26 protein-coding genes are annotated in these 25,997 nt (G+C 69.0%); 23 read left to right on the forward strand and 3 right to left on the reverse strand.

What is annotated here, in order from left to right; all coding sequences use genetic code 11:
• Positions 1-69: 69 nt before the first annotated feature.
• Entirely contained in the window at positions 70-663 is a 594-nt protein-coding gene (locus tag F1599_RS08130; RefSeq protein ID WP_006579440.1) for a ferritin-like domain-containing protein, read from the forward strand.
• Between the two features lie 218 nt (positions 664-881).
• Here F1599_RS08130 and F1599_RS08135 read toward each other — a convergent pair whose 3' ends face one another.
• Entirely contained in the window at positions 882-1,217 is a 336-nt protein-coding gene (locus F1599_RS08135) for a DUF1840 domain-containing protein (RefSeq protein ID WP_149317308.1), read from the reverse strand.
• A gap of 227 nt (positions 1,218-1,444) precedes the next feature.
• Between F1599_RS08135 and argS the strand changes: the two genes are divergently transcribed.
• The 5 genes from argS (at position 1,445) to F1599_RS08160 (ending at position 6,587) form a co-directional block, all read left to right on the forward strand.
• On the forward strand, positions 1,445-3,232 hold the full coding sequence (argS, locus tag F1599_RS08140) for an arginine--tRNA ligase (protein WP_150082719.1): 1,788 nt from the start codon (positions 1,445-1,447) through the stop codon (positions 3,230-3,232).
• A 116-nt stretch (positions 3,233-3,348) separates the two neighbouring features.
• Positions 3,349-4,056 carry an SPOR domain-containing protein gene (locus tag F1599_RS08145; protein WP_150082720.1) on the forward strand — a complete coding sequence of 236 codons (708 nt, stop codon included), beginning with the start codon at positions 3,349-3,351 and terminating at the stop codon, positions 4,054-4,056.
• 85 nt (positions 4,057-4,141) lie between these two features.
• Entirely contained in the window at positions 4,142-4,777 is a 636-nt protein-coding gene (locus F1599_RS08150) for a thiol:disulfide interchange protein DsbA/DsbL (protein WP_149317305.1), read from the forward strand.
• Between the two features lie 110 nt (positions 4,778-4,887).
• Entirely contained in the window at positions 4,888-5,736 is an 849-nt protein-coding gene (locus tag F1599_RS08155; protein WP_149317304.1) for an SDR family oxidoreductase, read from the forward strand.
• Positions 5,736-6,587 carry a helical backbone metal receptor gene (locus F1599_RS08160; RefSeq protein WP_150082721.1) on the forward strand — a complete coding sequence of 284 codons (852 nt, stop codon included), beginning with the start codon at positions 5,736-5,738 and terminating at the stop codon, positions 6,585-6,587. Before F1599_RS08155 ends, F1599_RS08160 begins: the two co-directional genes overlap by 1 nt.
• A gap of 99 nt (positions 6,588-6,686) precedes the next feature.
• Here the strand turns inward: F1599_RS08160 and F1599_RS08165 are convergent, their stop codons facing one another.
• Both F1599_RS08165 and F1599_RS08170 read right to left on the reverse strand, forming a co-directional pair.
• Complete coding sequence (locus F1599_RS08165; RefSeq protein ID WP_149317302.1) at positions 6,687-7,082, reverse strand: antibiotic biosynthesis monooxygenase family protein; 396 nt, start codon at positions 7,080-7,082, stop codon at positions 6,687-6,689.
• Positions 7,083-7,116: 34 nt separating this feature from the next.
• On the reverse strand, positions 7,117-8,196 hold the full coding sequence (locus tag F1599_RS08170) for an MBL fold metallo-hydrolase (protein ID WP_150082722.1): 1,080 nt from the start codon (positions 8,194-8,196) through the stop codon (positions 7,117-7,119).
• A 254-nt stretch (positions 8,197-8,450) separates the two neighbouring features.
• Here F1599_RS08170 and F1599_RS08175 point away from each other — a divergent pair, with 254 nt between their 5' ends.
• The 17 genes from F1599_RS08175 to bioD all read left to right on the forward strand — a co-directional run bounded on the left by F1599_RS08175 (position 8,451) and on the right by bioD (position 25,989).
• Positions 8,451-8,882: a MerR family transcriptional regulator gene (locus tag F1599_RS08175; RefSeq protein ID WP_149317600.1), complete on the forward strand. Its 432-nt coding sequence runs from the start codon at positions 8,451-8,453 to the stop codon at positions 8,880-8,882.
• A 205-nt stretch (positions 8,883-9,087) separates the two neighbouring features.
• Positions 9,088-9,555: a PaaI family thioesterase gene (locus F1599_RS08180; protein WP_149317299.1), complete on the forward strand. Its 468-nt coding sequence runs from the start codon at positions 9,088-9,090 to the stop codon at positions 9,553-9,555.
• A gap of 86 nt (positions 9,556-9,641) precedes the next feature.
• Positions 9,642-10,826: an isovaleryl-CoA dehydrogenase gene (locus F1599_RS08185; protein WP_149317298.1), complete on the forward strand. Its 1,185-nt coding sequence runs from the start codon at positions 9,642-9,644 to the stop codon at positions 10,824-10,826.
• Positions 10,827-11,065: 239 nt separating this feature from the next.
• The gene (gene aceK / locus F1599_RS08190) at positions 11,066-12,883 is read left to right on the forward strand and encodes a bifunctional isocitrate dehydrogenase kinase/phosphatase (RefSeq protein WP_149317297.1); all 1,818 of its coding nucleotides are present in this window, start codon (positions 11,066-11,068) and stop codon (positions 12,881-12,883) included.
• Positions 12,880-13,551 carry a carbonate dehydratase gene (gene can, locus F1599_RS08195; RefSeq protein WP_006578377.1) on the forward strand — a complete coding sequence of 224 codons (672 nt, stop codon included), beginning with the start codon at positions 12,880-12,882 and terminating at the stop codon, positions 13,549-13,551. The genes aceK and can overlap by 4 nt, the downstream gene beginning before the upstream one ends.
• A gap of 91 nt (positions 13,552-13,642) precedes the next feature.
• Complete coding sequence (locus F1599_RS08200; protein ID WP_149317296.1) at positions 13,643-14,824, forward strand: acetyl-CoA C-acetyltransferase; 1,182 nt, start codon at positions 13,643-13,645, stop codon at positions 14,822-14,824.
• A gap of 64 nt (positions 14,825-14,888) precedes the next feature.
• On the forward strand, positions 14,889-15,569 hold the full coding sequence (locus tag F1599_RS08205; RefSeq protein ID WP_150082723.1) for an SDR family oxidoreductase: 681 nt from the start codon (positions 14,889-14,891) through the stop codon (positions 15,567-15,569).
• A gap of 7 nt (positions 15,570-15,576) precedes the next feature.
• A complete protein-coding gene (locus tag F1599_RS08210; protein ID WP_149317294.1) occupies positions 15,577-16,707 on the forward strand; it encodes an acyl-CoA dehydrogenase family protein in 1,131 nt (376 codons plus the stop codon).
• A 153-nt stretch (positions 16,708-16,860) separates the two neighbouring features.
• The gene (locus F1599_RS08215; protein WP_149317293.1) at positions 16,861-17,520 is read left to right on the forward strand and encodes a 2-hydroxychromene-2-carboxylate isomerase; all 660 of its coding nucleotides are present in this window, start codon (positions 16,861-16,863) and stop codon (positions 17,518-17,520) included.
• Positions 17,517-18,245, forward strand: coding sequence for an HAD family hydrolase (locus F1599_RS08220; RefSeq protein WP_149317292.1), 729 nt, complete (start codon positions 17,517-17,519; stop codon positions 18,243-18,245). Before F1599_RS08215 ends, F1599_RS08220 begins: the two co-directional genes overlap by 4 nt.
• Positions 18,242-18,688, forward strand: coding sequence for a YchJ family metal-binding protein (locus F1599_RS08225; protein WP_150082724.1), 447 nt, complete (start codon positions 18,242-18,244; stop codon positions 18,686-18,688). The genes F1599_RS08220 and F1599_RS08225 overlap by 4 nt, the downstream gene beginning before the upstream one ends.
• 98 nt (positions 18,689-18,786) lie before the next feature.
• Positions 18,787-20,394 carry a carboxyl transferase domain-containing protein gene (locus tag F1599_RS08230; protein WP_150082725.1) on the forward strand — a complete coding sequence of 536 codons (1,608 nt, stop codon included), beginning with the start codon at positions 18,787-18,789 and terminating at the stop codon, positions 20,392-20,394.
• 3 nt (positions 20,395-20,397) lie between these two features.
• Positions 20,398-21,438, forward strand: a complete 1,041-nt coding sequence (locus tag F1599_RS08235; protein WP_150082726.1) for an alpha/beta hydrolase — start codon at positions 20,398-20,400, stop codon at positions 21,436-21,438.
• Positions 21,439-21,478: 40 nt separating this feature from the next.
• Positions 21,479-22,267 (forward strand): enoyl-CoA hydratase/isomerase family protein, encoded by a 789-nt coding sequence (locus tag F1599_RS08240; protein WP_149317288.1) that lies wholly within the window; start codon positions 21,479-21,481, stop codon positions 22,265-22,267.
• A gap of 320 nt (positions 22,268-22,587) precedes the next feature.
• A complete protein-coding gene (gene bioA / locus F1599_RS08245) occupies positions 22,588-24,012 on the forward strand; it encodes an adenosylmethionine--8-amino-7-oxononanoate transaminase (RefSeq protein ID WP_455423654.1) in 1,425 nt (474 codons plus the stop codon).
• Entirely contained in the window at positions 24,002-25,246 is a 1,245-nt protein-coding gene (gene bioF, locus F1599_RS08250) for an 8-amino-7-oxononanoate synthase (RefSeq protein WP_150082728.1), read from the forward strand. Before bioA ends, bioF begins: the two co-directional genes overlap by 11 nt.
• Entirely contained in the window at positions 25,243-25,989 is a 747-nt protein-coding gene (gene bioD / locus F1599_RS08255; RefSeq protein ID WP_149317285.1) for a dethiobiotin synthase, read from the forward strand. The genes bioF and bioD overlap by 4 nt, the downstream gene beginning before the upstream one ends.
• The last annotated feature ends 8 nt before the right edge of the window (positions 25,990-25,997 follow it).

Here is a 25,997-nt window from a genome sequence, read left to right on the forward strand (position 1 = left end):
GACGGCAACGGAGGCAACGCACCTCCGGCCGCGAACCCCACAAAGCAACCTGACAGGAGAACCGCATACATGGACACCCAGACCACGGGCGCCGCCTCTTCCCGCACCGATGCCTCCTCCGCCGGCAAGGGCCCGACCCAGGGCTTTCTGTCGGATGTCGCCACCATCCGCGCACGTGCCCGCAAACATATCGAGGACGGCGCGGTCACCGAGAACTACGACGCGGACCGCGCCACCGTGCTGAAGCTGCTGAACGAAGCGCTGGCAACCGAGCTGGTCTGCGTGCTGCGCTACCGGCGCCACCACTTCATGGCCAAGGGCATCCACGCCGAGCCGATCGCGGCCGAGTTCAAGGTCCATGCCGATGAAGAGCAGGCCCACGCCGACCGCATCGCCGCGCGCATCGTGCAGCTGGGCGGCGAGCCGGATTTCTCGCCCGACGGCCTGTCGGCGCGCAGCCATTCGGAATATGTCGCGCCCAACGGGCTGACGGACATGATCCGCGAGAACCTGATCGCCGAACGGATCGCGATCGAGAGCTATCGCGAGATGATCCAGTACATGGGCGAGCGCGACCCGACCACGCGGCGCATCCTGGAAGAGATCCTGGCGGTCGAGGAGGAGCACGCGGACGAACTGGCCGACATGCTGAGCAAGGAGTAACGGTCCCGGCCGACCACGGCGGCCGCGCATGCCGCCATCAAGAATGTCGCCGGCGCTGCCGATGAAGCCATCGGCAGCGCCGGACAAGGAATTGCGGTGCCTCCCCCGACGCCGCAATATCGCAGTACCCCCCTTCGGATCCCCCCTGGTCCGGTGCCCGGTCCGCCCCCCAGCGGCCGGGCTGTTTTTTTGGGGGGAGGCGGGATTTCCTCAGACGTCTACACGCCCCACAACACGTCGCAGCCCTCGCGCTGCGAGGCTCGCAGCATGTCGAGGAAGGGATAGGCGCGCTGTCCGAGGTGCAGCGGCTCCTCTTCGTCATCGTCGTAGTCGCTGCCCTTGCCGCGCTGCTCCTCGGGCAGCTGGCTCTGCGCCGGCGACTGTTTGGCCTGCATCACGGCGGCCTCGAGCCGGTGGATCGCGCGGGGGAGTTCTTCCTTGGTGATCACCCCGCGTTCGCCGACGTGCTTGCCGATGATGCCAAGCAACGTGACGGCGAGATCGTTCATCATGATCAGGTCTTGCGACGCGTGGGACTTGAAGGTGATCAGCATGGTGGTTCCTTGTCAGCCTTGTTGGGATGGTAGCCGTCCTGCTCCGGCGCGCCGGGAGCCGGCCGACTGGCTCCTGCGGATGATGTCAGCATAGCACCTGATAAAATCCGCGTTCTGCAATCGATTGCCCGTGCCGCGCTGCGGCATCGCCACGCTGCCGGTGACGGCACCGCCACTATGGCCCAGGCCATCGCGGTCCTGGTCGTGGCGCCCGGGCCCAGACATTCATGCTGCCTGTTCAGACCTCCAAACTTGCCGCCGCGTTCACCGATGCGGTACGCGCGCTGGCGCCGGCCGATGCCGTGCTGCCCGCTGTCGCCTTCGAACGGCCCAAGGTGGCCGCCCACGGCGATCTCGCCTGCAATCTGGCGATGCAGGTGGCCCGCACGCTCAAGCGCAATCCGCGCGAGCTGGCGCAGCAGATCGTCGACGCCGTGAAGGCCGATGCGCGTACCGCCTCGCTGGTGGCGAGCCTGGAGATCGCCGGTCCCGGCTTCATCAACCTGCGGCTGACGCCGGCGGCCAAGGCCGAGACGCTGCGCGCGGTGCTGGAGCAGGGCGACGGCTATGGCGCCCAGCAGCAGGGCGCGCGCGGCCAGGTGCTGGTCGAGTTCGTCTCGGCCAATCCGACCGGCCCGCTGCACGTGGGCCACGGCCGCCAGGCCGCGCTGGGCGACGCGCTCGCCAACCTGCTGTCGTGGCAGGGCTTCGCGGTCCACCGCGAGTTCTACTACAACGACGCCGGCGTGCAGATCCAGAACCTGGCGATCTCGGTGCAGGCGCGCGCGCGCGGCCTGAAGCCGGGCGAGGCCGGCTGGCCCGAGGCCGCCTACAACGGCGACTACATCGCCGACATCGCCGCCGACTTCCTCGCCCGCAAGACCGTGCGCGCCTCCGACGGCGAGCCGGTGACCGCCTCGGGCGACGTCGAGGATCTCGATTCGATCCGCAAGTTCGCCGTCACCTACCTGCGCAACGAGCAGGACATCGACCTGCAGGCGTTCGGCGTCAAGTTCGACCGCTATTACCTCGAGTCGTCGCTGTACACCGACGGCAAGGTCGAGGAAGCGGTGCAGACGCTGATCGCCAAGGGCAAGACCTACGAGAGCGAAGGCGCGCTGTGGCTGCGCACCACCGACGACGGCGACGACAAGGACCGGGTGATGCGCAAGGGCGATGGCAGCTACACCTACTTCGTGCCGGACGTCGCCTATCACACCACCAAGTGGGAGCGCGGCTTCCACAAGGTCATCAACGTGCAGGGCAGCGACCACCACGGCACCATCGCGCGGGTGCGCGCCGGCCTGCAGGGGCTGGAGATCGGCATTCCGGCCGGTTATCCCGACTACGTGCTGCACAAGATGGTCACCGTGATGAAGAACGGCGAGGAGGTCAAGATCTCCAAGCGCGCCGGTTCGTATGTCACGGTGCGCGACCTGATCGAATGGAGCAATGGCGGCGACGAGACCATCCGCGCCTGCCTGGAAGCGGGCGTGGCCGACTGGCCGGCGCATTTCACGCGCGGCCGCGACGCGGTGCGCTTCTTCCTGCTGTCGCGCAAGGCCGACACCGAGTTCGTCTTCGACGTCGACCTGGCGCTCAAGCAGAACGACGAGAACCCGGTGTACTACGTCCAGTACGCGCATGCCCGCATCTGCTCGATCTTCGAGTCGTGGGGCGGCGAGGGCTGGCAGCAGCGCCTGGCCGAGTTGGCCGGCGCCGACCTGGAGCCGGTGACCGGCGCCGCCGCGAGCCCGCAGGCGCTGGCGCTGGGGCAACGGCTGGCCGAATTCCCCGAGATGCTGGCCCAGGCCGCGAACGAGCTGGCGCCGCACGCGGTGGCCTTCTACCTGCGCGATCTGGCGGGCGACTTCCATGCCTTCTACAACGCCGACCGCGTGCTGGTCGATGACGAGCCGGTCAAGCTGGCGCGGCTCGCGCTGCTGGCGGCCACCCGCCAGGTGCTGCGCAACGGCCTCGCGGTGATCGGCGTCTCCGCCCCGCAGCGCATGTGAGGCGGCTGCGCGGCCTGCCGACGTCCCACCCGTTTGCAGGCCGCGATGGCTCGGCTGCCCGGTCGCCATGCCGGGCACTGGCTCTATAATCTTCCGGCAATATCCAAGAGGACTCCATGCAACAGCAACGCAAGCGTGCCCCGCGCAAGGCCAGCCGCGCCCAGCAGCGCGGGGGTACGTTTCTCGGCCTGGTGCTCGGCCTGATCATCGGCCTGGCCATCGCGGTGGTGGTGGCGCTGTATATCACCAAGGCGCCGACGCCGTTCCAGCGCAAGGGCACGCCCAAGCCGGCCGAGCCCGGCAACGTGGTCGGGACCCTGCCGTCGCCGGTGCAGGAGCCGCCGTCGGACCCGAACAAGCCGCTGTGGAGCAAGACCCCGCCCAAGCCGGTCGGCCCGCCGGCGGAACCGGCGCATCGGGAGCCCACCGCGCCCACCACTCCGGCCGCTCCCGCGACCAGGCCGGCGCCGGCGCCTGAGGAAGCCGCCAGGCCCGCGCCCAAGACCGCCGAGAAGCCGGCGGATAAGGCAGCCGAGCGTCCGGTCGCCGACCCGATCGCCGAGATCGCCCAGGCCGATGCCAACAAGGTCGGTTATCTGCTGCAGGTCGGCGCCTTCCGCTCGCAGGACGACGCCAACCGGCAGAAGGCCAACCTGGCGATGCAGGGCTTCGAGGCCAAGGTCACCGACCGCGAGGTCAACGGCGTCAAGCTGTATCGCGTGCGGCTCGGCCCGTACAACAAGATCGAAGACATGAACCGCGCGCGCGACCGCCTGCAATCGGCCGGTTTCGAGGCGTCGGTGATCCGCTTCACCAAGCAGTAAGCCAGGAGGCGGCGGCGCCGGCGCGGGCTGAACCCGCGCGGCGCATCGCTGTCATACGCAGACCGTTTCACTTTTCTCTCGCGCCATGAAGAAAATCGCCGCCTTGTTCGCCACGCTCGCCGCCGCCGCGGGACTGATGATGGCATCGCCCGCCCAGGCCGCGCCGGCCGAAGGCAAGGAATACCAGGTCCTGAAGGCGGCCCAGCCCGTCACCGCAGGCAAGATCGAGATCACCGAGTTCTTCTGGTACGGCTGCCCGCATTGCTACGACTTCGAGCCCGAGCTGGAGGGCTGGGTCAAGAAGCAGGGCAAGGACGTGGTGTTCAAGCGCGTGCCGGTGGCGTTCCGCGACGACCTGCTGCCGCATACGCGCATCTACTACGCGCTCGAATCGATGGGCAAGCTCGACGCCATGCACAACAAGGTCTTCAGCGCGATCCACGCCGAGCGCAAGCGCCTGCTGGACCCGAACGAGATCGCCGACCTGATGGCCAAGAACGGCATCGACCGCAAGGCCTTCCTGGAGGCCTACAACTCGTTCTCGGTGTCGACCAATACCACGCGCGCCAACAAGATCGCCGACGCCTACAAGATCGACGGCGTGCCGACCATCGTGATCCAGGGCAAGTACGTGACCTCGCCGTCCATCGCGGGCAGCAAGGGCGCCGCGCTGCAGACGATGGACTACCTGGTGACCCAGGTCCGCGACAAGAAGCTGTGATGACACCGCGCGCCGCCGTCGCCGCCGAAGCACGGCCGGCGCGCGGCTGAGCGGCGCGCTTCCTTCCGCTTCGTCCCTCCGCTTCGCCTCTCTCCTTCCCCCGCCGCCCGATGCGACCCGTCAAAGTCTTTCTCACCGGCGCATCGAGCGGAATCGGCCAGGCCCTGGCGCGCGAATATGCGCGGCAGGGCGCGATTCTCGGCCTGGTCGGCCGCCGCGACGATGCACTGCGCGCGTTCGTCGCCACCCTGCCCAATCCCAATGCCGCCCGCGTCTATGCGGCCGACGTGCGCGATGCCGACGCGATGCTCGGCGCCGCGCAGGACTTCCTCGACCATTTCGGCTGTCCCGATGTCGTGATCGCCAATGCCGGCGTGTCGGTCGGCACGGTGGCGAGCGAACGCGAGGATCTGGAGGCGTTCCGCGCGGTCATGGATACCAACTGGTTCGGCGTGCTGACGACCTTCCAGCCCTTCCTGGCGCCGATGCAGGCCAGGGACGTGGGGCCGCGCGAGTGGCGCGGCACGCTGGTCGGCATCGCGAGCGTCGCCGGCGTGCGCGGACTGCCGGGCGCGGGCGCCTACAGCGCGTCGAAGTCGGCGGTGATCAAGCTGCTGGAGAGCCTGCGGCTGGAACAGCGGCCGCACCGCATTCGCGTGGTCACCATCGCGCCCGGCTATATCCGCACGCCGATGACCGCGCGCAATCCGTATCCGATGCCCTTCCTGATGGACGCCGACGCCTTCGCGCGCAAGGCGGTGCGGGCGATCGCCGCGGGCCGGCGCTTTGCCGTGGTGCCGTGGCAAATGGGAGTCGTGGCCTCGGTGCTGCACGTGCTGCCGCGCTGGCTCTACGACGCGCTGTTCACGCGCGCGCCACGCAAGCCGCGCCAGCCGGAGCGGCCGCAACGGCCGGACGGCCCGGCGGACCCGGCCGGCGACGGCAGCGGGAGCGCGTGATGTGGCAGGACGCGCTGGGCCAGCCGCACCCGCGCGCCGCTGCCGATGCGCGCATCGCCTCGCTGGTGCCGTCGGTTACCGAACTGCTGTTTGCGCTGGGACTCGGCGACCGGCTGGTGGCGCGCACCGGCTTCTGCATCCATCCCGAACCGCAGGTGCGCGCGGTCGCCAAGGTCGGCGGCACCAAGGACGTCCAGCTGGACAAGCTGCGCGCGCTGGCGCCGACCCACGTGGTGGTCAATATCGACGAGAACCGGCGCGAGACCGTGGACGAGATCCGCGGATTCGTGCCGAACGTGATCGTGACCCATCCGTGCGCGCCGCGCGACAACCTGGAGCTGTACCGGCTGCTGGGCGGCATCTTCGACCGCGAAGCCGAAGCCGAGACGCTATGCACGCGGCTGGAGCAGGCGCTGGCGCGCCTCGAGGCGCGCGCGTGGCCGACGCGCAGGGTGCTGTACGCGATCTGGCAGGACCCGTGGATGACGGTGTCGCGCGACACCTATATCAGCCGCATGCTGGCGCTGATCGGCTGGCAGACCTGGCCCGATGCCCAGGATGCCGACGATGCGGGTGCCGCGCCGCAGGCCTGCGTCGATGGCGATTGCGCGCGGCCCAATGCGCCGGGGCAGCGCTATCCGAGCTTTCGCTGGAGCGAGGCGCTGGTGCGCGAGCTCGACCTGGTGCTGCTGTCGACCGAACCCTATCGCTTCACCGAGGACCACGCCGACGCGCTCGAGCGCCAGCTCGGCCTGCCGGTGCTGCTGGTCGATGGGGAAATGGTGTCGTGGTACGGCAGCCGCGCGATCGACGGCATCGCGTATCTGGAGACGCTGGCGCGCCAGGCTTGACGCCAGCTGCCTGTCGTCCCCGCCGGCGGGGGGCCTGCCTTGTTGACGTCGCCATCAGCACGTCCATGGGTCCCCACCTGCGCGGGACGGCGACCGGGATCAGCGCTCGAACCCGTAGGCCCGCTCGACCTTGCAGACGCGCAGCTGGAAGCCTTGATACCAGCGCTCGCGCCCCAGGCGCTGCGCGACCCGGTGCTCGGCATGCGCCTGCCAGGCGGCGATGTCCTCCAGCGAACGCCAGTACGACACCGTGATGCCGGGCGCGCCCGGCGTGCTGCCGTCGCGCACCGACTCGACGCCGAGAAAGCCGGGCATGGTCGCGGCCAGTTCCACCATCCGCTGCGCCATCGCGCCGTAGTCGGCCTCGTGGTTTTCTCCGCCCACGTCCTCGCCGGTGCGCGTGGACGTGAAGATCACCGCGTAATAGGGCGGCGGCGGGGTGTGGGCGAAGGCGCTGTCAGGGGCGCCGTGGGTGGGGCTGTCGGTGGCGGACATGGGCGGCGATTCAGGCGGCAATTCAGGCGGCAATTCAGCCGTTGGCCCGGAACCGGATGATGCCATCGTCGTCCGTGGCGCGCCGCAGTTCGCCGGCATGCCACAGCACGTGCAGGTGGGCCAGCGCCTCGCCCATCGCAAAGGTCATCTGATGGATGTCGAACTGGCGGCGGAAGATCACGTCGACGATATCGCGCGCGCTGCACGGCTTTTCGGCGCAGGCGGCGCGGGTCTCGGCCAGGCGCTCGACATGGTGCTCGCGCAGCTGTCCGATGCGCGTCTGCAGATTGCGGAACGGCCGTCCATGCGAGGGCAGCACCAGCGTGTCCTCGGGCAGGTCCTGGTAGCGGTCCAGCGAGCGCAGATACAGCGCCAGCGGGTTCGCCTCCGGTTCCATGTCGAACACGCTGACATTGGTCGAGATCCGCGGCAGCACCATGTCGCCGGAGATCAGCACCTTCAGCTCGGCGTTGTAGAGTGCGACGTGCTCCGGCGCGTGGCCGAAGCCGGTGATCACGCGCCAGCTGGCCGCCGCCGGATCGGCGCCCATCGTCACCGTATCGCCGTCCATCAGGCGGCGGTATTGCGTCGGCAGATCGGGCACCAGCGTCGCGTAGTAGCTCTTGCGGGCGCGCAGCTTTTCCAGGCTGTCGGGGTCGGCCAGGCCATGGCGGGCGAAGTGGCTCGCCGCGAAGTCGCCGCCCGCGTTCGAGCCGACGCCGTTGCCGCCCCCCATCACCCGAGCGCTCATATAGTCGCCCAGGCTCATCCACAGCCGCGCGTCCCAGCGCTGGCACAGCCAGTGCGCCAGGCCCACGTGGTCGGGATGGCAATGGGTGACCAGCACGCGCAGTACCGGCAGGCCTTCCAGCTCGTTGGCGAACACGGTTTCCCAGTGCGCCTTGATGGTGTCGTTGGTGATGCCGCAGTCGATCACGGTCCAGCCGTCGCGCCCGTCCACACGGTCGCGCACCAGCCATAGATTGATATGGTCAAGCGCGAACGGCAGCGGCATGCGCAGCCAGTAGACGCCGGGGGCCACCTGCTGGCGCGCGCCGGGCTCGGGCATGGTCTCGCCGAACGGGTATTGGAGCTGGTGTTCGAGTGCGTTCATCGGGGAGTCTCTCGGTTGCGAAGCCCTGCGGTGGGCTTTCTCGTCGTGGATCCGGATGCCGGACGCGATTCCGGGCGCCATGAGGCACGCAATGCGCGGAACGGCGTCGGGGCGGTTGCCAGGCGCGCTGCTTGACGCTAACGTAAACGTCAATTCGGACGGCCTGTTGCCATCTTAAGCGAAAACGCCCACGCGTATCGAACGTTCGTTCTCTTTTACAGGCGCCCATGCCCAGCTCCGCCACCTCTCCCGCGATGCCCGCCAACCCGCCGGCGGGCACCACCTACACCATCACCGAACTGGCGCGCGAGTTCGACATCACGCCCCGGGCGATCCGCTTCTACGAGGACCAGGGCCTGCTGTCGCCGGACCGCGTCGGCGCCGGGGGAAGGCAGCGGCTCTACAGCGGCCGCGAGCGCACCCGCCTGAAGCTGACGTTGCGCGGCAAGCGGCTCGGCCTGACGTTGAACGAGATCCGCGAGATCCTCGATCTGTACGAATCGCCGCGCGACACGGTGCCCCAGCTGGAGCGCTTCCTGGCCTCGCTGGCGCAGCACCGGCAGGCGCTGGAGCGGCAGATGGAAGACCTGCAGGCGCAACTGGCCGAGATCGACCAGCACGAGCGCCAATGCCGCGCCCTGCTGGCGGCGGCCGAGCCCGAGCGGGAGCGCGCGGCCGGCGCCTGAATGTGGCCGATGCCACCTTCGCCCCTCGTCGCCCGACAAATTTGATTGACGTTTACGTAAACGTAAATAAAATAAGCCGACAGCCCACCGCAGCGCGCGGTGCCGGCGCCGACAGGAAGCTGCCATGCCGAATTCCGCCCCGGATGTTATGACATACGCCGCCGCAGGGGCCGCTGAGGCCGCCGAGGCCGCAGACGCCCTCGACATGAAGGCCGATGCCCCGGCCCGCACCGCCGCCGACCTGCCGCCGGGCCGCGCCGAGGAAATTGCCGCCAGCTTCTCGCGCCAGGGGCTGATGCGAACCTTCGGCGCCTCGCTGGTCCGCGTCGAGCGCGGCGAGGTCGAGCTGGCGATGCCATGGTCCGAAGGCGTCACCCAGCAGCATGGCTTCTTCCACGGCGGCGTGGTCGGCGCGCTGGCCGACAGCGCCTGCGGCTACGCCGCGCTGTCGATGGTCGGCGAAGGCGAGGCGGGCCTGACCGCCGAGTACAAGATCAATCTGCTGTCGCCCGCCCGGGGTGAGCGGCTGATTGCCGTGGGCCGCGTGCTCAAGCCGGGCCGCACGCTGATCGTCGCCCAGGGCGACGTGTTTACCGAAACCGGCGGCGTCCGCAAGGCGGTGGCGACGATGCTGATGACGCTGTGCGTGGTGCGCACGCTCGACCACGTCTGAGCCCGTCCATACCTGCCACCCGCGCCACCCCGGCCGCACCCGGCCCCCATTCCGTATCGAATCCGGATTCCAACAGGAGACAAACCATGACCGCGACCCTGCCAGGCCTGAAATTCGACCTGGGTGAAGACATCGAGATGCTGCGCGAGTCCGTGCAGTCCTGGGCCCAGGCCGAACTGGCGCCGCGCGCGGCCGAGATCGACCGTACCGACCAGTTTCCGATGGACTGCTGGAAGAAGATGGGCGACCTCGGCGTGCTGGGCATCACCGTCGCCGAGGAGTACGGCGGCGCCAACATGGGCTATCTGGCCCACATGATCGCGATGGAGGAGATCAGCCGCGCCTCCGCCTCGGTCGGCCTGTCGTACGGCGCGCATTCGAACCTGTGCGTCAACCAGATCCACCGCAACGGCACGCCGGCGCAGAAGGCGAAGTACCTGCCCAGGCTGGTGTCCGGCGAGTGGATCGGCGCGCTCGCGATGAGCGAGCCCAATGCCGGTTCGGACGTGGTCAGCATGAAGCTGCGGGCCGACCGCAAGGGCGACCACTACGTGCTGAACGGCACCAAGATGTGGATCACCAACGGTCCGGACTGCGACGTGCTGGTGGTCTACGCCAAGACCGAGCCGGATCTGGGCGCGCGCGGCATGACCGCCTTCATCGTCGAAAAGGGCATGAAGGGCTTCTCGGTGGCGCAGAAGCTGGACAAGCTCGGCATGCGCGGTTCGCATACCGGCGAACTGGTGTTCCAGGACGTCGAGGTGCCGGCCGAGAACATCCTCGGCGCCGAGAACGGCGGGGCCAAGGTGCTGATGAGCGGCCTGGACTACGAGCGCGCGGTGCTGTCCGGCGGCCCGGTCGGCATCATGCAGGCCTGCATGGACGTGGTCACGCCCTACATCCACGACCGCAAGCAGTTCGGCCAGAGCATCGGCGAATTCCAGCTGATCCAGGGCAAGATCGCCGACATGTACACCACGCTGCAGGCCGCGCGCAGCTATCTGTATACGGTAGGCAAGAACCTCGACGCGCTCGGCAGCGAGCACGTGCGCCAGGTACGCAAGGACTGCGCGGCGGTGATTCTCTATACGGCCGAGAAGGCGACCTGGATGGCCGGCGAATCGGTGCAGATCCTGGGCGGCAACGGCTATATCAACGAATATCCGACCGGCCGCCTGTGGCGCGACGCCAAGCTGTACGAGATCGGCGCCGGCACCTCGGAGATCCGCCGCATGCTGATCGGTCGCGAACTGTTCTCCGAAACGATGTAATCGCGAGGTAAAAGACAGGAAAGCGCCGTGCACGGTGCGCCGCTCCATGGTGGGCGGCGCCACCGATGCCTCGCGCGAAGCGCTTACAATCACCCCTGACATCCGGCCTCGCCGCGGCGAGCGCCGATGCACAGGTTCCAGCCGATATCTCAGCCGATATTTCAGTCGTTATTTCCGCCGATATCTCCGCCGAAACCGCCTTCCGAACCTCACCCGCGCCCAGGTAGTCCGTCCCAGCCATGTCCCACTTCCCGAAACTGCTGTCGTCGCAGATCGCCTACGATGTGGCGCGCACCATGCTGGACGGGTTCGACAAGCACTATCGGCTGTTTCGCGAGGTCAGCATCGAGGCCAAGGTCCGCTTCGAGGCCGGCGACTGGGCCGGGCTGCAGCAGCTGCAGCGCGACCGCATCGCGTTCTACAACGAGCGCGTGCGCGAAACCACGGTGATCCTCGAGGACGAGTACGACGCCGAGCAGATCGAGGACGAGATCTGGCAGCAGATCAAGCTGCATTACATCGGGCTGCTGACCAACCACCACCAGCCCGAGCTGGCCGAGACCTTCTTCAATTCGGTCTTTACCCGCATCCTGCACCGCTCGTACTTCAACAACGACTTCATCTTCGTGCGCCCGGCGATCTCGACCGAATACATCGAGAACGAGGAGTCGCCGACCAGGCCGACCTTCCGCGCCTACTACCCGGGCAGCCGCGAGGGCATGGCCGACTGCTTCGAACGGATCGTGCACAACTTCCAGCTCGAGCGGCCGTACGAGGACCTGAAGCGCGATATCGGCTATGTGGTGCGCGCGGTCACCGAGCACCTGGGCGATTTCCGCATCGCGCCGAATTTCCAGATCCACGTGCTGTCGTCGCTGTTCTTCCGCAACAAGTCGGCCTTCATCATCGGCCGCGTGCTGAACGGCGACCGCACCTATCCGCTGGCGATCCCGATCGTGCACGGGCCGTCGGGCAAGCTGGCGCTCGACACGGTGCTGCTGCGCAAGGAACAGCTGCTGATCCTGTTCTCGTTCACGCACTCCTATTTCATGGTCGACATGGAGATCCCGTCGGCCTACGTGACCTTCCTGCGCGACATCATGCCGCGCAAGCCGCGCGCGGAGATCTATACCTCGCTGGGTTTGCAGAAGCAGGGCAAGAACCTGTTCTACCGCGACTTCCTGCACCACCTGCAGCATTCGTCGGACAAGTTCATCATCGCCCCCGGCATCCGCGGGCTGGTGATGCTGGTGTTCACGCTGCCGTCCTATCCCTACGTCTTCAAGGTGATCAAGGACTTCTATCCGGCGCCGAAGGAAACCACGCGCGAGCTGATCAAGTCCAAGTACCAGCTGGTCAAGCAGCACGACCGCGTCGGCCGCATGGCGGACACGCTGGAATATTCGGACGTCGCCTTTCCGCTGTCGCGCTTCGACGATGCGCTGGTGCGCGAGCTGCACGAGCATGCGCCGTCGATGATCGAATATCAGCGCGCCAAGGACGGCACCGAGGAAATCGTGGTACGCCATCTCTATATCGAGCGCCGCATGACGCCGCTGAACATCTACCTGCAGGAAGGCACCGACGAGCAGGTCGAGCACGGCATCATCGAATACGGCAATGCGATCAAGGAGCTGATGGCCGCCAACATCTTCCCGGGCGACATGCTGTACAAGAATTTCGGCGTCACGCGCCATGGCCGCGTGGTGTTCTACGACTACGACGAGATCGAATACCTGACCGACTGCAACATCCGCCGCGTACCGACTCCCCGCAACGAGGAAGAGGAGATGTCGGGCGAGGTCTGGTACAGCGTCGGCCGCCACGACATCTTTCCCGAAACCTTCCGCACCTTCCTGCTGGGCGACCCGCGCGTGCGCGCGGCCTTCCTGCGGCACCATGCGGACTTTTTCGATCCTGCCCTGTGGCAGGGACACAAGGACCGGCTGCTGGCCGGACATGTTCATGACTTCTACGCTTACCATGCCTCGGAACGCTTCATTCATCGATACGGCCCAACCGAATCCGGCGACGAGCCGGCAAGGAGGGCAGCATGACTGACGCCATCGCCCAGCTGTTCCGCAACAACCGCGAATGGGTCGACCGCGTCAACGCGGAAGATCCGAATTTCTTCACCAGCCTGGCCAACCAGCAGGCGCCCGAATACCTGTGGATCGGCTGTTCGGATTCACGCGTGCCCGCCAACCAGATCCTGGGGCTGGCGCCGGGCGAGGTCTTCGTCCACCGCAATATCGCCAACGTGATCGCGCACAGCGACCTGAACGCGCTGTCGGTGATCCAGTTCGCGGTCGAGGTGCTGAAGGTGCGCCATATCACCGTGGTGGGCCACTACGGCTGCGGCGGCGTCAAGGTCGCGCTCAAGCGCGAGCGCGTGGGTCTGGTCGACAACTGGCTGCGCCATGTGCGCGACGTGGCCGACAAGCACGACGCCTACCTGGGCACCATCGTGCGCGAGGACGATGCGCACAGCCGCCTGTGCGAGCTCAACGTGATCGAGCAGGTCAACAACGTCTGCCAGACCACGGTGATCCAGGACGCCTGGGCGCGCGGCCAGCAGGTCACGGTGCACGGCTGGATCTACGGCGTGTCCGACGGTCTGCTGCGCGACCTCGGCATGGCGGCCAGCAGCAACGAGGAACTGCGCACGCAATTGCAGGCGGCCTACCGGCAGTACGGGGATCCGCCGCATATTCCGGTGCGGTGACAAGCCGCTCCCTGCCCGGCCCCGCAGGTCGAGGCAGGGAGCCAATCGAACGACAGCACGGCAGCACGGCAAAGACATCAAGGAGACCACCATGCAAGACCCGATCGTGATCGTATCCGCGGCCCGCACGCCGATGGCCGCATTCCAGGGCGAGTTCGCCAGCGTCACGGCGCCGCAGCTCGGCGCCGTCGCCATCCGCGCGGCGATCGAGCGCGCCGGCATCCAGCCGGAGCAGGTCGAGGAAGTGGTGTTCGGCTGCGTGCTGCCCGCCGGCCAGGGCCAGGCGCCGGCGCGCCAGGCGGCGTTGGGCGCGGGGCTGCCGCTGTCGGTCGCCTGTACCACCGTCAACAAGATGTGCGGCTCCGGCATGCGCGCCGCGATGACGGTGTACGACAGCCTGGTGGCGGGCTCGTACGAAATCGCGGTGGCCGGCGGCATGGAAAGCATGACCAATGCCCCGTACCTGATCCCGAAGGGGCGCGGCGGCTATCGCATCGGTCACGGCATGATCTATGACCACATGATGCTCGACGGCCTGGAGGACGCCTACGAGAAGGGCCGCGCGATGGGCACCTTCGGCGAGGACTGCGCGGCCAAGTACGGCTTCACCCGCGAGGCGCAGGACGCCTTTGCGATGGAGAGCGTGCGGCGCGCGCAGCAGGCCACCGAACGCGGCGACTTCCGCTGGGAGATCGCGCCGGTCACGGTGACGGCCAAGGGCGGCGATGTGGTGATCGACACCGACGAAGGCCCGCGCCGCATCAAGGTCGACAAGATCCCCTCGCTCAAGCCCGCCTTCGCCAAGGACGGCACCATCACCGCCGCGTCGTCGTCGTCGATCAACGACGGCGCCGCCGCGCTGGTGATGATGCGCGAATCGACCGCGAAGGCGCTGGGCCTGCAGCCGCTGGCGCGCATGCTGGGCCATACCAGCCATGCGCAGGCGCCGGGCTGGTTCACCACCGCGCCGGTCGAGGCCATCGCCAAGCTGTATCGCAAGCTCGACTGGAACAGCGACAGCGTCGACCTGTTCGAGATCAACGAGGCCTTCGCCGTGGTGCCGATGGCGGCGATGCACGAGCTGAAGATTCCGCGCGAGAAGGTCAATATCCACGGCGGCGCCTGCGCGCTCGGCCATCCGATCGGCGCCTCGGGCGCGCGCATCATGACCACGCTGATCGGCGCGCTGCGCAAGACCGGCGGCAAGCGCGGCGTGGCCAGCCTGTGCATCGGCGGCGGCGAGGCGACGGCGGTCGGCATCGAGCTGGTCTGAGTGCCGCCGGCCCGAACGCTGCCTGAACCCTCGTTCCCGAACCTCGACCCGACAGGAGGCTAGCTTGCCAACCGCACTGATACTCGGCGCCTCGCGCGGCATCGGCCTGGAGTTCGTCCGCCAGTACCGCGCCGACGGCTGGCGCGTGATCGCCACCGCCCGCAGCGACGAAGGGCTGGCCGCATTGAAATCGCTGGGCGCGGAGGCGCACCGCGTCGACCTGACCGAGGCCGATCAGGTCGCGGGCCTGGGCTGGACGCTCGACGGCGAATCGCTCGACGTGGCGGTCTACAACGCCGGCGTGATCGGCCCGCGCACCGAGGGCGCGCAGCCGGTCTCGGTCGAGGAGTTCGACGACGTGATGCATGCCAATGTGCTGGGCCCGATGATGGCGCTGCCGCTGGTGCTGCCCTTCGTCGAGACCGGCCGCGGCGGCAAGGGCGGCGTGCTGGCGGTGCTGTCCTCGCGCATGGGCAGCATCGGGGCGATGGAGAGCAATCGCAGCTGGCTGTATCGCGTCAGCAAGGCGGCGGTCAACGCGGCGCTGAAGTCGGTGTCGCTCGACGCCCGCCACGCGGTCTGCCTGGCGCTGCATCCGGGCTGGGTCCGTACCGACATGGGCGGCGCCGGCGCCGACCTGACGCCGCAGCAGAGCGTGTCCGGCCTGCGCCGCGTGCTGGCCGGCGCCACCGCGCAGGACAACGGCGGTTTCCGCAACTACGACGGCAGCGTGCTGCCCTGGTGAGGTTCCGATGCTGCTCAGTCCCGAACAGGAAATGATCCGCGACGCGGTGCGGCAGTTCGCGCAGGAGGTCATCGCGCCGCAGGCCGCCGCATGGGATCGCGACAAGACGTTCCCGAAGGAGGTCCACCGCGAGCTCGCGGCAATGGGCACCTATGGCGTGGCGGTGCCCGAGGCCTACGGCGGCGCGGGGCTCGACTACCTGTCGCTGGCGCTGATCCTGGAGGAGATCGCCGCCGGCGACGGCGGCACCTCGACCGTGATCAGCGTCAACAACTGCCCCGTCTGCAGCATGCTGATGGCGTTTGCCGACGAGGCGCAGAAGCAGCGGTGGCTGGTGCCGCTGGCCAGGGGCGAGATGCTCGGCGCGTTCTGCCTGACCGAGCCGCATGTCGGCTCGGACGCCGCGGCGCTGCGCACCACCGCGACGCGCGACGGCGATCATTACGTCCTCAACGGCGTCAAGCAGTTCATCACCAGCGGCAAGCACGCCGATGTCGCGATCGTGATGGCGGTCACCGACAAGGCCGCCGGCAAGCGCGGCATCAGCGCCTTCCTGGTGCCGACCGATACGCCGGGCTATGTGGTCGCGCGGCTGGAAGACAAGCTTGGCCAGCATTCGTCGGACACCGCGCAGATCGTGTTCGAGGATTGCCGCGTGCCGGCCGCCAACCTGCTTGGCGAGGAGGGCGCGGGCTACAGGATGGCGCTGTCCGGCCTGGAGGGCGGGCGCATCGGCATCGCCGCGCAGAGCGTCGGCATGGCGCGCGCGGCCTTCGAGGCGGCGCTGGCCTATTCGAAGGAGCGCGAGAGCTTCGGCCAGCCGTTGTTCGCGCATCAGGCGGTGCAGTTCCGCCTGGCCGAGATGGCCACGCGCATCGAGGTCGCGCGCCAGATGATCTGGCATGCCGCCTCGCTGAAGGACGCCGGCCGGCCCTGCCTGAAGGAGGCCGCGATGGCCAAGCTCAATGCCAGCGAGATGGCCGAGGCGGTCTGCTCGGACGCGATCCAGGTGTTTGGCGGCTATGGCTATGTCAGCGACTTCCCGGTCGAGCGGATCTACCGCGACGTGCGGGTCTGCCAGATCTACGAGGGCACCAGCGACATCCAGAAGATGCTGATCGCGCGGGCGCTGGCGTGAGAGGCGCGCGCACGGCCGTACCGAAGTCCCTGCCGTACGCACCGCAGTTTCCGGTTGCCGCTTCATTCGCCCACTTGGATCGCCACTTGGACCGCCACTTGGTTGGCTACTTGGTTCGCCGCTCCGTTCGCCGCACTCTCGCCAGGACCTGACATGACCGCTGCCCCCATCGACTTCTATTTCGATTTCTCCTCGCCCTACGGCTACTTCGCCAGCACGCGCATCGACGACCTCGCGCGCCAGTACGGCCGCAGCGTCGCCTGGCATCCGATCCTGCTGGGCGTGGTGTTCAAGACCACCGGCATGGCGCCGCTGCCGCAGATCCCGCTCAAGGGCGACTACAGCTGGCGCGATTTCGAACGCACCGCGCGCCATCACGGCATTGCCTATCGACGGCCGTCGAACTTCCCGCTGCCGACCACGCAGGCCGCGCGCGCGATGCTGTGGCTGCAGAACCATCATGCCGCCGACGTGGCGGTGCGCTTCGCCAAGGCGGTGTACCACGCCTACTTCGTCGACGACATCAACATCGCCGAACCGGCCGAGCTGGTGAAGATCGCCGCGGCGCTGGACATCGACGCCAATGCGATGGACGCCGGCGCCAGCAGCCAGCCGATCAAGGACCAGCTGAAGGCCGAGATGGAAGTGGCGATGGCCAAGGGCGTGTTCGGCTCGCCCTTCGTCATCGTCGATGGCGAACCCTACTGGGGCTTCGACCGCTTCGACCAGATCGAGGCCCTGCTCAAGAGCGGCACGCCCACCGAATTGCGGGCCGTGCCGTCCCCCGATCTCAAGGAAAAGAAACCCGCATGACCCTCAGTGCTTCTCCCTCCCGCGACCGCGACAGCGGTGCCGCCCAGCCGTCCCGCCGCTTCGACTGCGTGATCTTCGATTGCGACGGCGTGCTGGTCGACAGCGAGCCGATCGTCAACCGCGTGCTGAACCAGATGCTGAACGAACTGGGCATCGCGATCTCGCTGGAGGACTCGACCGCGCTGTTCCTCGGCCGCGCCGTGCGCGAGGAGCTCGACACCATCGAGCGCATGCGCGGCGCGCCGCTGCCGGAGAACTGGCTGTCGCACTGGCTGGCCCGGCGCAATGCAGTGCTGGAGGCCGAGGTCGAGGCCGTGCCGCACGTGCGCGACGCCATCGCCGCGATCGCCGCGACCGGCATGCCGCTGTGCGTGGCCTCGGGCGCCGACCGCGTCAAGGTCAAGCTGCAACTGAAGCGCACCGGCCTGCTGGAGCTGTTCCAGCACGACGCCGACGGCCAGCAGCGCGAGCACGTGTTCTCCGCCACCGAGGTCGAGCGCAGCAAGCCCGCGCCCGACGTCTATCTGCTGGCGGCGCGCACGATGGGCGTGGAGCCCTCGCGCTGCGCGGTGGTGGAAGACAGTCCGGCCGGCATCACCGCCGGCGTGGCGGCCGGCATGACGGTGTTCGGCTATGCCGCGCGCAACGATGCCGCGATGCTGCGCGAGGCCGGCGCCCAGACCATCTTCACCGATATGCGGCAACTGCCGGAGCTGGTGGCATGAAGCGGGCGGCAGCGCCTTCGCGCGAAGGCGCCTGCCCTTGCGGCGGGGCCAGCTACGCCAGCTGCTGCGGACGCTTCCATCGCGGCGAGGCGCTGCCGGACACCGCCGAGCACCTGATGCGCTCGCGCTACAGCGCCTACGTGCTGAACGACGCGCAGTGGCTGCGCCAGAGCTGGCATCCGTCGACCTGCCCGGCGACGCTGGAGCAGGATCTTGCCCAGGACGCCGGTGGCCCGCGCACGCAGTGGCTGGGCCTGACCATCGTCGCGCATGCACCGCAGGACGACACCCACGCCGAGGTCGAATTCGTCGCGCGCTACAAGGTCGGCGGGCGCGCGTCGCGGCTGCACGAACGCAGCCGCTTCGTGCGCGAGCCGCGCGCGAGCGGCGAAGCGCCGCGCTGGCTGTACCTCGATGGGGACATTCGCGGGGAAGCGCGATGAACCGGGCCGCCGCCGTACGCTGAATTTCCGCACCGCGAACGCATTCATCGCATCGCATTCATCGCAACGCATCACAAGATCAGGAAGAGACAGACCCGATGCCCACGCTCGAATCCAAACTCAATGCCCGTTCCGAGGCCTTCAAGGCCAATGCCGAGGCGATGCAGGCCCTGGTCGCCGACCTGAAGGCGAAGATCGCCCAGGTGGCGCAGGGCGGTGGCGAAGACGCGCGCAACAAGCATCTGTCGCGCGGCAAGATGCTGCCGCGCGAGCGCGTGCAGCAGCTGCTCGACCCGGGCACGCCGTTCCTGGAGCTGTCGCAGCTGGCGGCCTACGACATGTACGACAATGCCGCGCCCGGCGCCGGCATCATCACCGGCATCGGCCGCGTGGCCGGGCAGGAATGCGTGATCGTGTGCAACGACGCCACGGTCAAGGGCGGCACCTACTACCCGATGACCGTCAAGAAGCATCTGCGCGCGCAGGAGATCGCCGAGCAGAACCATCTGCCCTGCATCTACCTGGTCGATTCGGGCGGCGCCAACCTGCCGAACCAGGACGATGTGTTCCCCGACCGCGATCACTTCGGCCGCATCTTCTACAACCAGGCCAACCTGTCGAAGATGGGCATTCCACAGATTGCCGTGGTGATGGGCTCGTGCACCGCCGGCGGCGCCTATGTGCCGGCGATGAGCGACGAGTCGATCATCGTCAAGAACCAGGGCACGATCTTTCTGGGCGGCCCGCCGCTGGTCAAGGCGGCCACCGGCGAGGAGGTCAGCGCCGAGGACCTGGGCGGCGCCGACGTGCATACGCGGCTGTCGGGCGTGGCCGACTACTTCGCGCAGAACGACGCGCATGCGCTGGGCCTGGCGCGCAATATCGTGCAGCACCTGAACCGCCGCAAGCCGGACCAGATCCGGCTGCACGCGCCGGTCGAGCCGCGCTATCCGGTCGAGGAACTGTACGGCGTGATCCCGACCGATACGCGCAAGCCCTACGACGTGCGCGAGGTGATCGCCCGCATCGTCGACGACTCGGACTTCGACGAATTCAAGGCGCGCTACGGCACCACGCTGGTGTGCGGCTTCGCGCGGATCTGGGGCTACCCGGTCGGCATCGTCGCCAACAACGGCATCCTGTTCTCGGAGTCGGCGCTCAAGGGCGCGCACTTCATCGAGCTGTGCTGCCAGCGCAAGATTCCGCTGGTGTTCCTGCAGAACATCACCGGCTTCATGGTGGGACGCAAGTACGAGAACGAGGGCATCGCCCGCAACGGCGCCAAGATGGTGACCGCGGTGGCGACCGCGCAGGTGCCGAAGTTCACGGTGATCATCGGCGGCTCGTTCGGCGCCGGCAATTACGGCATGTGCGGGCGCGCCTATTCGCCGCGCTTCCTGTGGATGTGGCCGAACGCGCGGATCTCGGTGATGGGCGGCGAGCAGGCGGCCAGCGTGCTGGCCACGGTGCGGCGCGACGGCATCGAGGGCCGCGGCGGCAGCTGGAGCGCCGAGGAGGAGGAGGCCTTCAAGCGGCCGATCCGCGAGCAGTACGAACACCAGGGCCATCCGTATTACGCCAGCGCGCGGCTGTGGGACGACGGCGTGATCGACCCCGCGCAGACCCGCACGGTGCTCGGCCTGGGCCTGTCGGCCAGCCTCAATGCCCCGATCGACGAGATGAAGTTCGGCGTCTTCCGGATGTAAGCGATGCTGCGTCGTTGCCGCGCGCCAGGTGCCCATGATGCCCGCGATGCCGCCCGCGATGTTCGCCGCAGCGTGCCGTTCGCCCGGCTGGCGCTGTGCCTGCTGGCATGGGCCGCGCTGCCGGCCGGCGCCGCGCCGCTCGAGGAGACCTGGTCGGTGCCGGTGACGGTTACCGATGCGCACGGGCGACAGGTCTCGCAGCGCATTGTCGTCACCGCGTTCCGCGAGCCCGGCCACCAGCGCTATCCGCTGCTGGTGCTGAACCACGGTCGCGCGCCCGATCCCTATGCGCGCGCCCGGCTGGGCCGCGTGCGGCTGGCCGAGCAGGCCGCGTATTTCGCCTCGCTCGGCTTCCAGGTGCTGGTGCCGACGCGCATCGGCTATGGTGCCAGCGGTGGCGACGATATCGAGAACACCGGCAGCTGCACGCGCAAGAACTATCGCCCCGGCTTCGAGGTGGCCGCGCAGCAGGTGCTGCAGGTGATCGAGATGGCGCGCTCGCGGCCGGAGATCGACGTGTCGCGGGTCGTGCTGGTCGGCCAGTCGTTCGGCGGCGCGGCGGTGATCGCGCTGGCGGCGAAGAACCCGCCGGGTGTCCGGCTGGTGCTGAACTTCGCCGGCGGCGGCGGCGGCGATCCGCGCCTGCATCCGGGCGAGCCCTGCGCGCCCGACCAGCAGGCCGCGCTGTTCGCCGAATACGGCCGCAGCGCGCGCGTGCCGACGCACTGGATCTACACGACCAACGACCGCTACATGGGACCGTATCCGGCGCAATGGTTCGAGGCCTTCCGCGGTGCCGGCGGCGTCGGCAAGTACCACGCGCTGCCGGCCTTCGGGCAGGACGGCCACCAGCTGTTCGCGCGGGGCCTGACGCGCTGGAAGCCGCTGGCCGAGAACGCGCTGCGCGATGCCGGCTTCGAGCCGCGGCCATTGAACCGGCCGGCGGCCGCGAGCGCGGTCCGACCGAATGACGTCCGGCCGAACGGCGTCCGACCGATCGAAGGGCGGCCGATCGACGGTCGACCGAACGACGCCCGCAGATAGCCGAAAACGCAATCCACACCAGAACTGCCAGGAGACCACGATGGAATTCACCACCCTGACCGTGACCGTCGAGCGCCATGTCGCCACGGTGACGCTGAACCGCCCCGATGTGCGCAACGCCTTCAACGAGACCGTGATCGCCGAGCTGAGCGGCGCCTTCCGCGCGCTGGGCGATACGCCCGAGGTGCGCGCGATCGTGCTGGCCGGGCAGGGGCCCGCGTTCTGCGCCGGCGCCGACCTGAACTGGATGAAGAAGATGGCCGGCTACTCGCACGACGAGAACCGGGCCGACGCGCTGCAGCTCGCGCAGATGCTGCATACGATCTGGGCGTGTCCGAAGCCGGTGATCGCGCGCATCCACGGCGATACCTATGCCGGTGGCGTCGGCCTGGTGGCGGCCTGCGATATCGCGGTGGCGGCCGACCACGCGCATTTCTGCCTGTCCGAAGCGCGCCTGGGGCTGCTGCCGGCGACGATCAGCCCGTACGTGATCCGCGCGATGGGCGAGCAGGCGGCGCGCCGCTACTTCATCACCGCCGAACGCTTCGATGCGGCCGAGGCGCTGCGGCTGGGCTTCGTGCATGCGGTGGTGCCGGCCGACGGGCTCGACGCCAAGGTCGCCGAGCTGACCGCCGCGCTGGTCGCCAACAGCCCGAACGCAGTGCGCGAAAGCAAGCGGCTGGTGCAGGACATCGCCGGCCGCGCCATCGACGACGACCTGCTGGCCGATACCGCCGAGCGCATCGCGGCGATCCGCGCCTCCGACGAGGGCCGCGAGGGCGTGCGCTCCTTCCTCGAAAAGCGCAGCCCGTCGTGGCGGCCGGCCTGAAGCGATGATCCCGATGAGATCGACGATGTCCGCGATGCCGAGGATGTGCGCGATGCCAACGATGTCCGCGCCGCCGGCGGCGACGATGTGCGCAGATGCGCGCGCAGTGGTGGGCGATCGCGGCTTCGTCGCCCAACTACGGAGAATCTGACGCCAACACGCCCATAACGCGCAAATCCGGCGCCGTTTGCCAAGCCCGCAAGGACCTTCCTACCATGCGTTCTCCCAATCCAGCCGCGTTCCCCGCGCCGCCCGGGCCCACCCGGAACGGCACGCGCGCGGCCGGCCAACCATGGAGGACTCCCTTGCATACCCAGTCCTTGCAAACCGCCCCCACTGACCCGCCCGCCGCGCCCGCGCGGCAGGACGGCAACGGGCTCGCCGCGCGCAGCCAGCGCGCGGTATGGCATCCCTGCACGCGCCTGCGTCCGGGCGGCGACCGGCCGCCGCTGGCCGTGGTCCGCGGCGAAGGGCCCTGGCTCTACGACGACGAAGGCCGGCGCCTGTTCGACGCCACCAGCTCGTGGTGGGTCAATCTGTTCGGCCATGCGAATCCCGCCATCAACGCCGCGCTGAAGGACCAGCTCGACACGCTCGAGCACGTGATGCTGGCCGGCTGCACCCACGGTCCGGCGGTCGAGCTGGCGGAACGGCTGTCGGCGCTGACCGGCGGCGCGCTCGGCCATGCGTTCTACGCGTCGGACGGCGCCTCGGCGGTCGAGATCGCGCTGAAGATGAGCTTCCACTACTGGCGCAACAGCGGGCTGCCGGGCAAGCGCGAGTTCGTCTGCCTGCGCCACGGCTATCACGGCGAGACCGTCGGCGCGCTGGCGGTCACCGATGTCGCGGTATTCCGCGATGCCTACGATCCGCTGCTGATGCGCGCCCACGTGGCGATGTCGCCGGACGCGCGCCAGGCGGCGTCCGGCGAGTCGCCGCGCGAGGTCGCGCAGCGCGCGCTCGACGAACTCGAAGCGCTGCTGCAGCAGCGCGCCGCCAGCATCGCGGCGCTGATCGTCGAGCCGCTGGTGCAGTGCGCGGCCGGCATGGCGATGCACGATCCGGCCTATCTGGACGGCGTGCGAGCGCTGTGCGACCGCTACCGGGTCCATCTGGTCGCCGACGAGATCGCGGTCGGTTGCGGGCGCACCGGCACTTTCTTCGCGTGGGAACAGTCGCGTGGCGAGGCCCCGCTAGGCGCGCAGCAGTGGCCCGATTTCCTGTGCCTGTCCAAGGGCATCAGTGGCGGCTATCTGCCGCTGTCGCTGGTGCTGACGCGCAGCGCGATCCAGCAGGCCTTCGTCGCCGACGAGCTGTCGCGCAGCTTCCTGCATTCGCATTCGTACACCGGCAATCCGCTGGCCTGCCGCGCGGCGCTGGCGACACTGGACCTGTTCGCGCAGCACGACGTGCTGGCGATGAACCGGCAGCGCGCGCAGTGGCTGGCGCAGGGGCTGGCCGGCCTGGCCGCCGATGCGCGGCTGTGCCACGTGCGCCAGCGCGGGCTGATCTGGGCCGCCGATCTGCGCGAGCCGTTCGCCACCGAAACGTTCGCCGCGGACTTCCATCGGGCCGCGCTGGAGCGCGGCGTGCTGATCCGGCCGATCGGCAACACGCTGTACGTGATGCCGCCCTACGTCTTCGATGCGCCGCTGGCCAGCTGGCTCGGCGAGCGTCTGCTGGCCGCGCTCGACAGCGTGGTCGCACCGGCCGGTTCGGCCAGGGAGGCGCGTCATGCTGCTTGATCGACTGAGCCAGGCCGCGGCCGAGCGGGAACGCCAGGCGCTGACCCGTACTCGCCGTATCGCGCATACGCCGTGCGCGCCCCGGCAGACCGTCGGCGCCGTGCTGGCCGACGGCAGCGAGGCCGAGCCGCGTTCCCTGCTGGGCTTCAGCAGCAACGATTACCTCGGGCTCGCCAACCATCCGGCCATCGTCGATGCCTTTGCCGAGGGTGCGCGGCGCTGGGGCGCGGGCAGCGGGGCCTCGCATCTGGTCACGGGGCACGGCCTTGCGCATCACCGCCTCGAGACCGAACTGGCGCGCTGGTACGCCGAATCGATTCCGGGCGCGGCCGCGCTGTACTTCTGCACCGGCTACATGGCCAATCTGGCGGTGCTGACCGCGCTCGGCGGTGCCGATGCCACGCTGTTCTGCGAGGCGCTGAACCACGCGTCGCTGATCGACGGCGCGCGGCTGGCGCGCGCGAGCGTGCAGCGTTACCCGCATGGCGATGTCGCCGCGCTCGACGCGCTGCTCGCCGCCAGCGAATCGCCGCTGAAGCTGGTCGTTACCGACGGTGTCTTCAGCATGGACGGCGATGTCGCGCCGCTGGCCGAACTGCTGGCGCTGGCCGAGCGGCACGATGCCTGGCTGATCGTGGACGATGCGCACGGCTTCGGCGTGCTGGGCGAACGCGGCCACGGCGTGCTCGAGCAACTGGGCCTGTCGTCGCAGCGGCTGGTCTATATCGGCACGCTCGGCAAGGCGGCCGGCGTGGCGGGCGCTTTCGTCGCCGCGCATCGGCTGATCGTCGAACATCTGGTCAATACCGCGCGCACGTATATCTTCACCACGGCGGCGCCGCCGGCGTCTGCCCATGCGCTGCTGACCAGCCTCGCGCTGATCGAGGGCGACGAGGGCGCGCAGCGGCGCGCGGCGCTGCGGCAGCGCATCGCCGAATTGCGTGCCGGTCTGGCGCCGATGGCCGCCCGCGCTGGCTGGCAGTTGGCCGACAGCGCGACCGCGATCCAGCCGCTGATTGTCGGCGGCAACGCCGCGGCGCTGTCGCTGTCGGCGGGACTGGAGCAGGCCGGCATCCGCGTCGGCGCGATCCGTCCGCCGACCGTGCCCGAGGGCACCGCGCGGCTGCGCATCACGCTGTCCGCCGCGCATCGCGAAGCGGACGTCGCGGCCCTGCTGGCGGCGCTGGGTGCGCTGGCGGCACGGGCCACGCCGCCGTGCAGGGAGGCCGCATGAGCCCAGTTTCCCCATTCGCCTGCTTCGTGACGGGCACCGATACCGGGGTCGGCAAGACCCACGCCAGCGCGGCGCTGCTGCACGCGCTTGCCGCGCAGGGCCGCACGGCGGTCGGCATGAAGCCGGTCGCCAGCGGCTGCGACTGGCGCGACGGCCAGTGGCACAACGACGATGTCGCGCTGCTGCGCGCGGCCAGCAGCGTCGACGTGCCGCTCGCGCAGACCTGCCCCTGGCTGCTGCGCACGCCGTGCTCGCCCCATCTGGCGGCCCAGGCCGACGGCGTTCGCATTGAAGCCGAGCCGATCCTGTCGGCGTTTGCGGCGCTGCGCGCGCAGGCCGACGCGGTGGTGGTCGAAGGCGTCGGCGGCTTTCGCGTGCCGCTGGCCGGCGGCCCGAACGGCTGGGACACCGCCGATCTCGCGGTCCGGCTCGGCCTGCCGGTGATCCTGGTGGTCGGCATCCGGCTGGGGTGCCTGAGCCATGCGCTGCTGACCGCCGAGGCGGTACGCGCGCGCGGGCTGCGCCTGGCCGGCTGGATCGCCAACCGGATCGACCCCGACATGCTGCTGGCCGACGAGAACATCGCCACGCTGCGCGGTGCCTTCGACGCGATCGGCACGCCTTGCCTCGGCACGCTGCCCTGGCAACTGCCTGCCGACCAGGCCGCGCGCTGCCTCGACCTGGCCGCGCTGCTCGACCCCACCCGACATCCCGGCGACGCGCCCATCGAGCGCGCCGCCTGACCACAGAA

The organism is Cupriavidus cauae, assembly GCF_008632125.1.
Classification (GTDB): Bacteria; Pseudomonadota; Gammaproteobacteria; order Burkholderiales; family Burkholderiaceae; genus Cupriavidus; species Cupriavidus cauae.